General features: G+C 34.8%; 14 protein-coding genes. 9 read left to right on the forward strand and 5 right to left on the reverse strand.

Annotated elements, in window-relative coordinates:
- The first annotated feature begins 71 nt into the window (after positions 1 to 71).
- A complete protein-coding gene (locus EYD45_RS15575; RefSeq protein ID WP_130965543.1) occupies positions 72 to 968 on the forward strand; it encodes a helix-turn-helix transcriptional regulator in 897 nt (298 codons plus the stop codon).
- Between the two features lie 59 nt (positions 969 to 1027).
- Positions 1028 to 1183: a hypothetical protein gene (locus EYD45_RS16770; protein WP_165453952.1), complete on the forward strand. Its 156-nt coding sequence runs from the start codon at positions 1028 to 1030 to the stop codon at positions 1181 to 1183.
- 7 nt (positions 1184 to 1190) lie between these two features.
- Here the strand turns inward: EYD45_RS16770 and EYD45_RS15580 are convergent, their stop codons facing one another.
- Entirely contained in the window at positions 1191 to 4700 is a 3510-nt protein-coding gene (locus EYD45_RS15580) for a TraB/GumN family protein (protein ID WP_130965544.1), read from the reverse strand.
- A gap of 146 nt (positions 4701 to 4846) precedes the next feature.
- Between EYD45_RS15580 and EYD45_RS15585 the strand changes: the two genes are divergently transcribed.
- The 5 genes from EYD45_RS15585 to EYD45_RS15605 all read left to right on the forward strand — a co-directional run bounded on the left by EYD45_RS15585 (position 4847) and on the right by EYD45_RS15605 (position 9732).
- On the forward strand, positions 4847 to 5446 hold the full coding sequence (locus EYD45_RS15585; RefSeq protein ID WP_130965545.1) for a hypothetical protein: 600 nt from the start codon (positions 4847 to 4849) through the stop codon (positions 5444 to 5446).
- A gap of 35 nt (positions 5447 to 5481) precedes the next feature.
- Entirely contained in the window at positions 5482 to 6519 is a 1038-nt protein-coding gene (gene hemH / locus EYD45_RS15590; protein ID WP_130965547.1) for a ferrochelatase, read from the forward strand.
- A gap of 19 nt (positions 6520 to 6538) precedes the next feature.
- Positions 6539 to 7084 (forward strand): CopD family protein, encoded by a 546-nt coding sequence (locus EYD45_RS15595; protein ID WP_130965548.1) that lies wholly within the window; start codon positions 6539 to 6541, stop codon positions 7082 to 7084.
- Positions 7085 to 7471: 387 nt separating this feature from the next.
- Positions 7472 to 8935 carry a sensor histidine kinase gene (locus EYD45_RS15600; protein WP_130965550.1) on the forward strand — a complete coding sequence of 488 codons (1464 nt, stop codon included), beginning with the start codon at positions 7472 to 7474 and terminating at the stop codon, positions 8933 to 8935.
- Positions 8936 to 8949: 14 nt separating this feature from the next.
- A complete protein-coding gene (locus EYD45_RS15605; protein ID WP_130965552.1) occupies positions 8950 to 9732 on the forward strand; it encodes an enoyl-CoA hydratase/isomerase family protein in 783 nt (260 codons plus the stop codon).
- 13 nt (positions 9733 to 9745) lie between these two features.
- Here the strand turns inward: EYD45_RS15605 and EYD45_RS15610 are convergent, their stop codons facing one another.
- Positions 9746 to 10069: a YtxH domain-containing protein gene (locus EYD45_RS15610; protein ID WP_130965553.1), complete on the reverse strand. Its 324-nt coding sequence runs from the start codon at positions 10067 to 10069 to the stop codon at positions 9746 to 9748.
- Between the two features lie 230 nt (positions 10070 to 10299).
- Between EYD45_RS15610 and EYD45_RS15615 the strand changes: the two genes are divergently transcribed.
- A complete protein-coding gene (locus EYD45_RS15615) occupies positions 10300 to 11373 on the forward strand; it encodes a PA0069 family radical SAM protein (RefSeq protein WP_130965554.1) in 1074 nt (357 codons plus the stop codon).
- Between the two features lie 110 nt (positions 11374 to 11483).
- Here the strand turns inward: EYD45_RS15615 and EYD45_RS15620 are convergent, their stop codons facing one another.
- Entirely contained in the window at positions 11484 to 12092 is a 609-nt protein-coding gene (locus tag EYD45_RS15620) for a hypothetical protein (RefSeq protein ID WP_130965556.1), read from the reverse strand.
- A gap of 587 nt (positions 12093 to 12679) precedes the next feature.
- On the opposite strand from EYD45_RS15620, the gene EYD45_RS15625 reads away from it, so the two are divergent.
- Positions 12680 to 13552, forward strand: coding sequence for an AraC family transcriptional regulator (locus tag EYD45_RS15625; RefSeq protein WP_130965558.1), 873 nt, complete (start codon positions 12680 to 12682; stop codon positions 13550 to 13552).
- Between the two features lie 21 nt (positions 13553 to 13573).
- Here the strand turns inward: EYD45_RS15625 and alr are convergent, their stop codons facing one another.
- Together alr and EYD45_RS15635 are read right to left on the reverse strand one after the other, a co-directional pair.
- Positions 13574 to 14689: an alanine racemase gene (alr, locus tag EYD45_RS15630; RefSeq protein ID WP_130965560.1), complete on the reverse strand. Its 1116-nt coding sequence runs from the start codon at positions 14687 to 14689 to the stop codon at positions 13574 to 13576.
- Positions 14682 to 15329, reverse strand: a complete 648-nt coding sequence (locus tag EYD45_RS15635) for a thymidine kinase (protein ID WP_130965562.1) — start codon at positions 15327 to 15329, stop codon at positions 14682 to 14684. Before EYD45_RS15635 ends, alr begins: the two co-directional genes overlap by 8 nt.
- Positions 15330 to 15373: the final 44 nt, after the last annotated feature.

The following is a 15373-nucleotide window of genomic DNA, read 5'->3' on the forward strand; positions in this document are numbered from 1 at the left end:
TCATACTTTTGTAGTGAATTTGGTAGTTTTGAATGCTTTAATTTAGAACTATTCTAAATAAATAAGAAAAAATGAACGCAGAGCACAGTGCAAAAAGTATCGCTAGAAGAACTTTTGAAGAGACAAAAATAGATGACGGTTTTTTGGTATTAACCTTCAAAAATGACGAAAGTATCGCTCAAAGTGTTGCAAAAGACATAGATAGCACGTTTATTCAATTTCATTTCTGTATCAAAGGAGGTACTAAATTCGTTTTTAACCAAGGCCGTTATAGTTTGGATATACATGAGGAAAATTCGTTGCTGTTGTATAACCCACAACGCGAATTACCGATAGATCTTCAAGTTGAACCCAATTCTTGGATAGTGTCTATTTTAATATCCATTAAAAAATTCCATGGTTTATTTTCTCAGGAAGCCGACTATATCTCATTCTTAAATTCTGAAAATAAGGACAAAAAATATTATAAAGATGGTGTGATTTCACCGTCGATGGCGATTGTTTTGAATCAATTGATAAATTATAGTTTAAATGCAACTATTAAACAATTGTATTTCAAAGGAAAAGCCTACGAATTATTGAGTTTGTATTTTAATAGAAGTGAGGATGCCGATGTTGAGCAATGTCCGTTTTTAGTGGATGAAGCTAACGTGATTAAAATTAGAAAAGCAAAAGACATCATAGTTTCCCGAATGGCGGAACCGCCAACATTACAAGAATTAGCCGATGAAATAGGATTGAATATTAAAAAATTAAAAGAAGGATTTAAGCAAATTTATGGCGATTCCGTATTTAGTTTTCTGTTTGATTATAAAATGGAAGTGGCTCGCAAGCTTTTAGAATCAGGAGAGAACAATGTTAATGAAGTAGGCCATAAAGTAGGATACAGTACCTCTAGCCACTTTATTGCAGCGTTTAAAAAGAAGTATGGTACAACGCCAAAAAAGTACGTTATGTCCTTAAATTAATACGTTTTAATCAAATTTTATTAGATTTGATAAATGATTAACCCCAAAACTCATTTATCATGAAATTTCTAACCCCAGAGATTGAAGCCTTGTCAAAACAATATGTTCAAGGCAAATCATTAGCAAAACCTAGTACGTCTTGTGGCATCTTTCAAGATTGCAATCCAAGTGAAACGCATCCTAATTTTTATCAACAGAAAGATATAAAGCACTAAAGGTGTTTTAATACATGTTTATCTTTATGCGCTTTCGGGTTTTATGCTTAATTTGAAGTATAATATCATCAATGATGTCTTTTTCAGTTTTATAGCCTGAAATAGAGATACCACGTTTAAGTCCGGTATAATAAGGTTTCAGCTTATACATTTTGTCTTTTGTGTCTTCAAAAGCAATAACATGTAAAAACTCATTGTCTTGATTCTGACGCTTGTCTGTCCTTTTGTATAAGAACAATCGAATAGGTATGTTGTTGTCTGTTTCAAAATGTTTTTCTTCCAGTAGTTCAATAGTATTTTCAGATGGTTTAAAATAGCTATTGGCAAATAATTTAGACTTTGCATAGGTTTTTAAATCTACCACGCTAGTTTCTGAGGTATCCAAGATTTTATGCCTTTTCAGTTTTGGTATCAGTATATATTGTGCAGCTTCGTTTAAAAGTGTTTTGTCCTTTAATTGATCTGAAATGAATTCATTTTTAGATTTCAGCAGCGTGTAATAGGTGGTTAATGCCTCCCAATCTTTACTTTCCAAAAGTCTTAAATAAAATAACCTTACATCTTTGTCATCGCGGTAAGGAAACAATAATTTTACATAATTGTTTAAAGAAAACGCGTTTCTGATACCGTAAGAATAATGCTGTCTGTTTCCCAAACTTCGTTTTATTTGAATTTTGGCATCATTAATAATTTGCTTTTTAAAGGTTTTGTAAACTTTTGGTTTTACGGTGCTACTATCCAGTAATCGTGATAATAGCCCATAAACAGGCGTTTTGTATTCTTCGACTACCGAAAAATTTAATAATTCTGGAAACAAAACTTTAGCTGTTTTTAACGAATCGGCTTTTTGGCTGTATAACGAAAAACTTGGGGTTTTAGATCCAAGAGGTAAATCAGTATTCATAAGCTCCAAAACAAATTCATAAGAAGCTTTATCCCTTCGTTGAAAAAAGGCATTTAAAATAATATTTTGAATGGAAGGTTGCGAGTATGATTTTAGATATAATTGTCTTGCAAAATTGGTGACAATCTCGCTCTTATCGTTTATAATGAGTTGCCTAATTAAATAGTTTTTAATTTGAGTTTTATTTTCAGGAAACTTAAAATCATCAATGATATCAATAAGCTTTGAAGTGTGTTTTTTTGAAAACACCAACTCACTATAGCCAGTTAAGGCAATACTGTCATTCTCTTTGAGTGCTTTAAAGAATATATCCGTTTTATCCTCAAAAATATCTTTCCCAAGCAGGGTATCCATTGGTGTAAACGAATCGAAAAATTCTGTTAAAAACGTTGAAGGTTTATTAATAGAATCTGTAAGTGCTTCAAGCCTATACAATATCCCTTTTTTCTGAATGTATTTTATTAAAACCTCTTTCGTGCTTAAAGAATCCCTAAATTTATGTGTGTAATAATTGTACCCATTTTTGCTGTAACGCTTTTCGGCAATGGGTTTTAATTTTTTATGCTCGGATGTTTGAGGTAGTTCTCGAGGTTTAAGAAAATTAGTTTTCTTATACATTTGGTTCCATAAACTGTCGGCGTTTTGATACATTTTTAAGTCGTGAAACTTAATTCTACTTATGGCAATTTGCTCATTAGCTTTTGTGGTATATACCGTGTTTTTAACAGTTTGGTTGTAAGGTTTCTTTTGATTAAAATTATCATAAAACTGATTAAAAGGTAATGGTGCTTTTACAGGAGAGTTAACTGTAAAAAATAGCGATGTATCCGTAACTTTTTTAAAGTCGTTGTAGTTGGCATTATCAAATTTTAAAGATGTAAAATAAGATATAGCTTCATCTTTTTTGCTCCCGTAATATCCCATTAAATAGTAGCTGCCATCTTTTACAAGGGATTTTAACCAGAGTTTACTTGTTGAGGTAGAATCTAAAGCTATAGACGACAAATAACTTTTGTAAATGTCATTTGTTGCCTCTGGGTTTACATTTTTAATGTCAAGGTTTTTGTAAAAACTGGTATGAATGTATTTGGCTTCAAAAGCATCTTCTTCAATATATTCCGTGTCATGTTGAGGCGATTCTTGAAAGAAATAAAACGCTCCATTTTTACTCTGTGCTTGCACCAGCTTTTTGCCTGTATGCTCTAAGTTTGCTGTGATGTAGTTGTCAGGACACTCAAATGTATATTTTCCATGAGGTTCTCTAAAGGTGGTTTTAGTATAACCTACGGGTTTAAAACTAATGGAGTTGAAAATTTCAGCTTCATGCAAAAGCACAAAATCCTTTTTGCCGCCAAACTTTATAACAATAATTTCTAAAGGTGTTTTGTAGATGTGATATTTTTGATAATCCCCTTTTTTCGTTTTATTTAAAATACTAATACCAGGATAAGGTGCATCAAACTCTTCCTTTTCAATTATAGTTCCAGGTACATCTTCATACAGCAGGTTTTTAATAAAAGCGAGGTCAACCGTATTATTTCTATTTGGCAAATATTCAAAAGTGTTTAATCGGTTGATGGTTAGGTAAGCGCCATTCGTCATATCAGGAGCCACATAATATTTGATACCTTCTGCGCTAAATTCTCTAAGTTCATCAAAACTTTTAATACTGATAAAACCATCAGACGTAGATTGCAAAGCCATGTTAGGAACAGTAAATTTCTGCTCCAACTTGTCCTTTTCAGCTTTAGCATATTTGGTTTGTTTGGAAACCAAAGGTTTTACAGTGTACCCCTTGTTTCTCAACATATTAAGCATGCCTTTTTCGCCGCCTAAATGTGCAGCACCTACACCCGAAAACACAACCTTTTTGTGCATTAGGGTATCCAGAACATTTACCATGTTCTCGTTGCGCTTAAATAGCATGTGCTCTCTGTAATAGTTGGTGTTTGTAGCAGCACCTATAGAGTCCAACAATTCAATATTTCGCTCGCGGTAAACGTCTTCTTGAAACATGAACATATTTTTCTTTTCCATGAGTTTTATAAACCAGTCATCTGGCTTACGCTTGTTCATGTTAAAACTTGCTTTTGTAGTCAAGTAGCGTGATTCTCTAAAGTCCTCAAGCCCAAATACAGGTTTGTTGTTCTTTTTACCAGCTTGGTAAATAAACATATCCAGATAAGTTTCCTCTTCAAAATCATCAACATAAGAGTTCTTTCTATACAGATAGCTGTTTATCAAATAATTGTCAAATCGTATAACACTGCGCATTTGCATAGGATCCAAGGGCGACAACCTAAATAGGTTTGCATAGAAATCATTCCCATATAAAAAACTGTCAAAATCATAATTAAAACCAAAGTCCTCGTGCATATATTTCAGCCATTGTGTTGGGTCAGATTCTAAAGCAACACATTCACTTTTGTTCAAGGCTTTGTAAAAAACATCGTCTAATCTAAAAGCAACTTTACTGCTCACGTGCATGGTACCATAAATGTATGATGGCTGTTCTAATCCGTTTCCTGAGATTTCCCAAAGCAGACTTTTTTCCTGTGAGAACGAGAAACTACAGACAAACGAAACCAATAAAAGGAACAGTGTTTTTTTCATATTGAACTATTGAATTGCTAAATATAGAAATAAATAGACGTTTAAGTAACGCAAATGAGTTAATAGATTTTATCAATGAGTGAACGGGCAATTTATGGGGCTATTGTGAAATATGTGTCGTATTTTTGCTCGAAACAAATACTTTTATGAGATTTTTAACAACACTAGTACTCGCATTTCTATTTTCAGCTTCAGTTTTTTCACAATCCCACAAAGCAGAGATTCAAAAAGAAGCACAGAATTATTATAATCTGATGACGGATATGAACATTGATGGTTTTTTAGACTATATGTATCCAAAAGTGTTCGAGATGGTGACAAAGGAACAGATGAAAACAGGCATGGAGCAAATGTTCAATTCGCCACAAATGAAGATTGAGTTTATTTCTAACGACGTGAAAAGCATAAGCGATGAAAAAGAAGTAGATGGTGTAAATTATGCTGTGGTGTATTATAACAGCAAGATGCGCATGACGTTTTTAACCGAAAAAGATAAACCTGAAGCGGATAGACAAGCATATTTAGATATGATGAAAACTAACATGGCAGCTCAATTTGGAGCAGAAAATGTAACTGTTGACGTAGCCACCACATCTGTAGTAATAAATAACGATGCAAGTATGTTTGCTATAAACGATCCTCAATACGACGGTTGGAAGTTTTTAGGAAATGAAAAGAATATGGCTGCAATGGTAAATTCTATGATACCTGAAGCCGTTAGAACCGCACTTTTGGAAAAAGAATAGTGAACACTCTATAAAATTGTAAAGCAAAAAGAAAAATGAAAGGCATTCTTTTAGTGAATTTAGGTTCTCCTGACAGTCCAGAACCTAAAGACGTAAAGAAATATTTAGGTGAATTTTTAATGGACGAACGTGTGATAGACGTACCACTTTGGGCAAGAACCTTGCTCGTTAAAGGCATTATCTTAAACACACGACCAAAAGCTTCTGCAAAAGCATATAAAAAAATTTGGTGGGAAGAAGGTTCGCCATTGATTGTGCTATCAGAAAGGCTTCAAGAAAAAGTTCAGGAAAAGGTTGAATATCCTGTAGCTCTAGCAATGCGCTATGGAAGTATGACACTTAAAAAAGGCCTTCAAGAATTGGTGGATAAAGGCTGTACGGAAATCAAAACCATTCCGCTGTATCCTCAATTTGCAATGGCAACTACCGAGACTATCGATGTAAAAGTGGATGAATTGGTTGCTAAACATTTCCCGCAAGTAACCATCACCCGAACACCTGCGTTTTACGGACGGGAAGATTACATAAACGTGCTTTCAACAAGTATTGCCGAAAAATTAGATGGTTTGGATTATGAGCATATCCTGTTTAGTTACCACGGTGTGCCAGAGCGACATATTCGCAAAAGCGATATTACCAACGGAAACTGTAAAATGGATGGTAGATGTTGCTTTAAAATGGGGAGCAAGCAACACGAGTTCTGTTACCGCCATCAATGTGAAATCACCACCATTAATGTGGTAAAAAAGTTAGGCTTAAAAAAAGGCACATATTCCACAACATTTCAATCTAGATTGGGGTTTGACCCATGGTTGCAACCTTACACAGACCGCACTATTGAGCGTATGGGGAAAGCCGGTATTAAAAAAATGGCGATTGTAACACCAGCCTTTGTTAGCGATTGTTTGGAAACCTTGGAAGAGATTGCCATGGAAGGCGAAGAAATATTTCATGAAGTTGGCGGAAAAGAATTTACGGTGATTCCTTGCCTAAACGACCGTGAGGATTTTGCCCAAGTTATTGCAAACATCGCAAAGGAATGGACAGCAGTGGAAAAACCGCAAACCGCTTAAATAACACACTAGGGCAACCATGACGTATTTTTACCTAAAAGCATTTCACCTCATTTTCGTCATCACTTGGTTTGCGGGGCTATTCTATATTCCGCGATTGTTTGTATATCAAATTGAAGCCTTTCATAAACCCTCGCCAGAAAAGGAAATTTTAGGCAAGCAGCTAAAGCTTATGGCAAAACGGCTGTGGTTCATCATCACATGGCCATCGGCAATTTTAGCCCTGATTTTTGGTTTAAGTCTCTTTTACATCAACCCGACACTCTTTTACATGCCATGGATGCAGGTAAAACTAGGCTTCATCATTTTATTGTTTATCTATCACTTAAAAACCCATCAATACTACAAACAATTACAAAATGATGTGGTAAAAAAATCATCAAACTACATGCGCATCTGGAATGAGGGTGCCACCTTCATCCTTTTTGCCGTTATCTTTTTGGTCATCCTAAAAAGCGCCATCAACTGGATATGGGGCGTTATTGGCATCGTTATTTTAGGGATCCTTATCATGCTAGGATTCAAGCTTTATAAAAACATTCGAGAAAAAAATCCTGAGGCTTAAACTGTTTGGGAGTTGCCTCGCCAAGGGCGTATTCGGGCCTACCTGTCAGCAGGCAGGCTTTCACTACTCAATCCCTCCTTCGTCAGGAGCTCCAACATGAAGCCTGTGCTGAGCGGAGTCGAAGTATTCAATCCCTAACGCGGGTATGCTTGCTAAGGTCATCGCTTTATGAGGTTTAGGGGTATTTTCAGAGGGTTCTTTTAGCTTAGGCGGATATACGTCGTCTTAATGACCAATATCCAACGCTAAACGAATTTATCATTTTTTTCTGATAAAATTACGGTCCTTCAGCTTAAGCGGTTAAAGCAATTTCAAATACTTCAATTTTATAATAACCTTATATCTTTTGGTGCGATTATTACTATCTTTAATGCATTAAAACTGCAAATGAAACTAAAAAAACTCTCTTTACGTACCCGTATTTTTATAGTGATGATAGTATTGGTACTGATAGCATCTGTACTCATTGCAGCGGTGGCTATTTATCAATACAATGAGGAAACTACCGATTACCACACGCAACGTCTTGAGCGTAAAGAGGAAAATATTAAAGCACATTTAAAAGGAGTTTTAAATGGCAGAGAAAATACCTGGGAGGTAAAAACTAGAAATATCCCATTAATTTTTAAAGATAAAATAGGGCCAATAGCCGAAATTCATAAGCTGCAAATTAACCTTTACGATTTACAAGGAAATTTGCTTATTACCTCAAAAGCCGACTTAAAGCCAGACGAAGAAAATAAGAGCGTAGGAGCGGAAATTTTAAACGCCATTTCTAATACTGCCGACCATCGGTATGTAGATAAAATTACCGAAAACGGATTAACCTATCAATCGTCCTACACCTTCATTTACGACAAAAAATTCAAACCACTAGCTATTCTCAATTTACCATATTTAGAACGGGACGATTTCCTTTCAAAAGAGCTAAATGAATTTTTGGGCAGATTGGGCTTAGCGTATTTATTTGTCTTAATTATTGCCATAGCCATAGCCTTTTTATTATCTAAATACATAACTAAATCGCTTAAAACTATTAGTGATAAAATTATTGCCACAAGACTGGAAAGGCGAAACGAAAAAATAGTAATTGAAGATTCCAGTCAAGAAATTTCAACCTTAGTAGATTCATACAACAATATGATAGATGAACTTGAGGAAAGTGCGGTGCAACTGGCACGGAGCGAACGTGAGCAAGCTTGGAGGGAAATGGCAAAACAGGTAGCGCATGAGATTAAAAATCCGTTAACACCCATGCGCTTAACGGTGCAGAACTTCCAACGAAAGTTTGACCCAAATGATGAAAACATTACCACCAAATTAGCAGAATACAGTAAAACACTCATCCAGCAAATTGATACCATGAGTTCTATTGCCTCGGCTTTTTCAAACTTCGCAAAAATGCCGGCACAACAAAATGAGACACTTAATGTGGTGAACATTACCAAACTGGCACTTGATATTTTTAATGAAAATTACATTGTCTTTACATCTGATGCCGAAGAAATTATTGCCAAGTTTGATAGAACACAACTTATTAGGGTGGTAACCAATCTCGTTAAAAATGGAATACAATCCATTCCTAATGATAAAACCCCTCAAGTTTTGGTCAATGTGGGACAGGATGACAAAAATGTAATTATTACCGTGGCGGATAACGGTTCTGGAATTTCTGATGAAAACAAGCATAAAATATTTGAACCTAAATTTACAACTAAAACCAGTGGCATGGGCCTTGGTTTGGCGATGGTAAAAAATATTGTAGAAACCTATAAAGGCACAATTTCATTTACTACAGAAACCGATAGAGGTACGGTATTTAAAGTTGTGTTTCCAAAAGAAGAATCTTGATAAACCATTAAAAAATGAGCTATACCAACTTATTAGTACATTCAGAAAAAGGCATTACAACCATAACGATTAACCGACCTAAAAAGTTAAATGCCCTAAACCAAGAGACGATTCAAGAGCTGCATGAAGCTTTTAAAGCAGCTGATGCTGATGGTCGCACGAAAGTAATTGTCATCACAGGAAGTGGCGAAAAGGCCTTTGTTGCAGGTGCTGACATTAGCGAGTTTGCTGATTTTGGTGTAGAAGAAGGCACCTATTTAGCCGCTAACGGACAAAAAATACTTTTTGATTACGTGGAAAATTTAAACACGCCTGTAATAGCCGCAGTGAACGGTTTTGCCCTTGGTGGCGGTTTAGAATTAGCTATGGCTTGCCACTTTAGAGTTGCCAGTGACAATGCCAAAATGGGTTTGCCAGAAACGTCCTTAGGTGTTATTCCTGGATATGGCGGTACACAACGCTTAACCCAATTGGTAGGGAAAGGTCGCGCCATGGAAATGATAATGACAGCAGGTATGATAGACGCGAATAAAGCATTGCACTATGGTTTGGTAAACCATGTAGTGCCACAAAACGAACTTTTAGAGTTGTGTGATACACTTGCTACAAAAATTATGCGAAATTCCCCAACAGCCATTAGTGCCGCTATTAAGGCTGTAAATGCCAATTTTAAAGAAGGTGTTAATGGCTATCTAACCGAAATCACTGCCTTTGGGAACTGTTTTGGAACTGACGATTTTGAAGAAGGTACCACAGCTTTTCTAGAAAAAAGAAAAGCTAATTTTTCTGGGAGCTGATTTTTAAAACCTTCTAGCTTGTTTTCTGAAGCGTCTTATTCTTTTCTTTTAGTATTGCCAACTGTTTTTCAATAAATGTAATGGCCTTTTCTGTTTGGTAACTTGTTTTAGAAGCCATATCCTTAAGTTCCTCTTTTAGTTTTTCTTTACCAGAAGCCGCTGCTTTTGATAAATCATCTTTTACCTCAGAGAAATCCTGAGTTATTTGATCTTTGATGTCTTTACCTTCTTTTTTTAGGTGTTCTCTGGTATTGCTACCCTTGTCTGGAGCTAATAACACACCAAGTGCTGCACCTAATGCAACGCCTCCTAATACCAATATGCCCTTATGAATCATAATTTTTCTTTTTAAATGTTTATTTTACTTATTAGTGGTAAAAACCACTATTTTGTTACAAACAAATTCAGTGCCAAGTATTTATGTTTAAATATTTGAAATAATGACTACAGTTTTATAAAAACTTTTCTATTGTTAATAACCCAATTTCGCTTTAACATTTTTCAAAAGAAATAATACCTAACTTTAGGAAGCTTCTCAAAAAAGCAAAAAACCTAAATTTTATTAGAATGAACCCAAAATCTGCCATAAAAGGACGTGGTGCGCAGCTTAACGTCCCAAATCGTTTCTTTGAATTGCGCCATGAAATACGTGATGATTTCCTTGAATTCTGCCAAAAAGAAGGTGAAAATGCTGATAAGAACAAAACCAAATATTTAGAAGTTTTCCCTAAAACTATAGTGAATAAGGTAACTAGTCCTCATGTTGGGATGCTATATTCCATGAACCCTTATCAGGGCTGCGAACATGGGTGTGTGTATTGTTACGCAAGAAACACCCATGAATTTTGGGGCTACAGTGCAGGATTGGATTTTGAGCGACGCATTTTAGTAAAGAAAGATGCGCCAAAATTATTGGAGCAACAGCTTAAAAAGAAAAGCTGGAAAGCATGCCCAATAGTGTTATCAGGAAATACTGATTGTTATCAACCTGCGGAGCAAAAATTTAAAATTACCAGACAATGTTTAAAGGTGTTTTTAAAATATAGGCATCCCGTGGCCATCATCACCAAAAATTCAAGAATATTAGAAGATTTAGATGTGCTTAAAGATTTGGCAAAATACAACTTGGTTGGTGTGAATTTGTCCATAACATCTTTATCAGAAGACACCAGAAGAATTTTGGAGCCTAGGACGGCAACTAGCAAAAAAAGACTTGAAACCGTTAAATCTTTGAGTGAAAATGGCATTCCTGTAAATGTAATGATAGCACCTATTATTCCTAGTATCAATAGCCATGAAATTCTGCAAATAGCAAAAGCTGCTTCAGATTATGGGGCGGTTTCCATAGGGCATACCATTGTGAGATTAAATGGTGCCATTGGCGAAATATTTACAGATTGGATTAAAAAAACTATGCCGGAAGCTGCTGAAAAAGTACTTCACCAAATTGAAAATTGTCACGGAGGTACTTTAAACGATTCTAGATATGGAACAAGAATGCGAGGTGAAGGTAAAATTGCAGAACAAATTAATAATTTGGTAAAATTAGTGCGACAGCGATATTTTAAAGATAAAGGTATGCCGAAATTAAACTGTAATTTGCATGAACAATATAAAAACGGACAATTAAAACTTTTCTAATCTGTAAAGTAATAATGCGTTACATTATTCAAATTACGTGACAGTATTTATAAAAAAGAAGAGCGAACCAATTGGTCCGCTCCTCAGAAATTAAATTGAGTTAGTGCTACTTAGATAAATTCTACAAATGTTTTACCTTCTGTTTTGTAAATAATTTTATATTCTCCTTTTCTGAAGTCAACAAATTTATAGACTCTTTCAATATGCTTGGTATTTGAAATTGTTTCATTATGTATCAATTGGTATGGTGCAGCATAAAAACCATTTTCTTGATAGATACTTATTTCTAATTCCTCGCCTTCTAAAGCTAATTTTGACACAAATAAAAGGTCTTGCTTAACCACTGTTGAAGGTTTAAAAATTGTTTCTGCATTGTCTTTGTCAAATACTACTTCACTTACTTTTACCTTAAACGGAATGGTTTTGATTTCCATATCCTTATCAAGTTCAAAAAAGTAGCTACCATCTGGAAGTGATGTTAAATCAAACCCTTTTTTGTAGAGTCCGTTTTGTTGTATCGCTTCCTTATATAGTATTAACCCGTTTTTGTCTTTAATAGTGAAAAGATTTCCCTCTTTTACATCATTTAAGGTAATTACAGTTTTGTTTGCATCACCTTTACTAATGTAAAATGAATTGTCACTTGCGTATCCCATAACCGTAGCAAATAGTGCTACCATTAAAAATACTTTTTTTGAGTTGTTCATTACGTTTTTCATGATTTGGATTTATTAACGTTTTACAGGTCAAAATTATATCAAAGAAGATTGCTGTAAAACATTGAAATTGACCAATTTATATGCAAAATTATCTGTTAAATTTGTGTTATTTTATTAAAAAGTTAATATGCTATATTGCGGGGTTAATTCTATATATTTTATGGGGGAATTTTCTATAGATGTGTATTATTTTAACCTTGTAAAAATTTTAAAGGATATTAATTTTTTTTGGGATTAGAGCAAAAAAAAGTGGGCCACCACAGCCCACTTTAACCAACTAAACTAAATAAGACATTAAAATTAATTATTAATGTATATTTTGAACGTACTGCTTAAATCAGTACAATTATTTAAATCTTTATGTATCCGTTGGTTTTGTATCATTTAAATGATGACACCAACGTTTTTACACTACAAAGATACACTGGATGTCTATTTTGAAAAACAACAATTTTGACTAATTTATATGCTATTTTAACTGTTAAGTATATGTTAACTGATTGTTAAGTTAATTTAGCATATATTTAAGGTAATAGAATATATAATGTATGCATAATAAATGCTAAATTTGCATTAAAATTGCCACAATGATTAAAAAGAAACCTACACTAGAAAAGGTAACTCCTAGTTTTGGTAGTTCTATCTTGGTAAAGCAACATTTGGAACGTGTTGACAAGAACAATGCGTTCTGGCATTTTCATCCTGAGCTTGAGCTGGTGTATGTGAATAAGGGCCAAGGAAAAACTCATATTGGGAATCATCTATCTTATTTTAATAATAGTCAGTTGATATTAATAGGTGCAAATTTACCTCATAATGGTTTTGCAGATAGATTAACTGCCAATGGCTCTGAAACTACGGTGCAATTTAAATCAAATTGCTTAGGTGATTATTTTATGAATGTGCCTGAGATGTCCAACGTTTCGGCCTTATTTGCCCGTGCAGAAAAGGGAATTCGTTTTGGTATTGAAACCAAAAAGGTAGTAGGTCCTAAAATTGATGCACTTACAGAATATGAAGGCTTAAAGCGTATTATAAGTTTCTTGGAAATATTGGACTATTTGGCCAAAACAGAAGATTATGTGCTCTTAAATGCCGATGGTATAGCTTTCGAAACCAACCCTCAAGATAGTGATAAGATTAAGTTGATATATAAATACATTAACACCAATTTTCAAGACCATATTACACTAGAGGAGATTGCAGGCAAGGTAAGCATGACAGTACCTGCCTTTTGCCGATACTTTAAGAAAACTACGGGTAAAACCTTTACTCAAATGGTAAACGAATATCGTATTGTGCACGCAACAAAGTTGCTTAACGAAAGCCAAATGAGTATTGCTGATATTTGTTATGAGTGCGGATTTAACAATTTTTCGCACTTTAATAAGCAGTTTAACGAAATAACAGGGAAAAGCGCATCACAATATCGAAAAGAAATAAAGCATATTATTCAATAACTCGTTTTTTTCTCTTGGTTATTATGATTTTAGAATCACTCGTTTTACACGCTGTGAAATGGAGGTGATTAATTCGTAGGAAATAGTGCCTGCACCTTCAGCAAGAGTTTCAGCTGATGTTGTTTCTCCATCAAAAATAATAACTTCGTCGCCTTCTTTACAATCAATACCTGTAATGTTTACCATAATCATATCCATACAAACATTGCCAATAATAGGGGCTCTTTTTCCATGTATTATAACAAAGCCTTTGCCGTTACCATAAATTCTACTAATACCATCAGCGTGGCCCAACGGTAAAGTTGCAGTTTTAGTAAACAAGGCATCACTTTTATAAGCGCGATTATAGCCCACAGATTCACCTTTTTCAATTTGATGAATTTGTGAAATCACGGTTTTTAAACTCGCAATGGGTTTTAAATAGGTACTTTCTTTTTCAGAATTACCAAAACCATATAAGCCGATGCCAGAACGTACCATATCAAAATGTGCTTCGGGGTAGTTTAAAATACCAGAGGTATTGGTCATGTGCAATATTGGCTGGTAACCAATAGCCTTGGAAAAGTTTTCGGCTATTTCCTTAAAACTGGCAATTTGTCTTAAAGTGAAGTCTCTTTCGTTTAAATCTTCGCTTGCTGCTAAATGAGAAAACAAGGATTTTACCTTAACCGCTGAAGTAGCTTTTAGTTTTGAAACAATATAATCCACATCATTTTCCCAAAAACCAAGTCTATTTAGGCCTGTGTTAAACTTAATATGAACAGGATATTCGTTTTGATTTTCAGCTTCAGTAAAGGCAATAAACTCGTTTAAAATTTTTGCATTATATAAGTTGGGTTCAAGGCAATTTTCTAGAACAACATCAAAGTTTACAGCTAAGGTATGCAACACTAAAATGGGCTTGGTAACACCAGCTTGCCTTAAAGCAGCGCCCTCATTGGCATAAGCCACAGCAAAATAATCAATGTCTAAATGCTGTAAATATCTGGCTATTTCTTCGGCATCATTGCCATAGGCAAACGCCTTTACCACCGCTAAAAATTTTGTGTTGCTTTTTAATTTAGATTTTAAATACTCAAAATTATGTCTAAGCGCATTTAAATCAATTTCAAGAATGGTTTCTTGGGCTTTAGGCATTCGGTTTCTTTTGTTTGGAGGTCACATCTTCAACATCTTTCACTTTCATTGTTTTAATCTTTTCGCTCATTGTAGCTTTATAATATGCGGCTCTACTTAACGGCTCGTATTCATCTACTTCCCCAAGCATTACAATATCATCGTTTTTAGATTTTCTATAGCTGTATTGCGCTAAATTACCTGTTCTTGTACATACAGCATGCACTTTGGTAACATATTCAGCAGTTGCCATTAGGTTAGGCATGGGCCCAAAAGGGTTACCTTTAAAATCCATATCCAATCCCGCTACAATTACACGAACGCCTTTATTTGCCAAATCATTACATACGCTCACGATCTCATCGTCAAAAAACTGCGCTTCATCAATACCAACTACGTCACAGCCATCTGCTAAAATAGGAATATTTGCCGCTGCAGGTACCGGCGTAGAACGAATTTGATTCTCGTCATGAGACACCACCATATCTTCATCATAACGCACATCAATAGCAGGTTTAAAAATTTCAACCTTTTGCTTTGCAAATTGCGCACGTTTTAGTCTTCGGATGAGCTCTTCTGTTTTTCCAGAGAACATTGATCCGCAGATAACTTCAATCCAGCCAAATTGTTCTTTATGATTTACGGTATTTTCGAGAAACATTTTGTAATTTTAACACTAAAACTAAGCTGTCGCACGTTTTGTAT

The organism is Hyunsoonleella flava, assembly GCF_004310325.1.
In the GTDB taxonomy this organism is placed as follows: domain Bacteria; phylum Bacteroidota; class Bacteroidia; order Flavobacteriales; family Flavobacteriaceae; genus Jejuia; species Jejuia flava.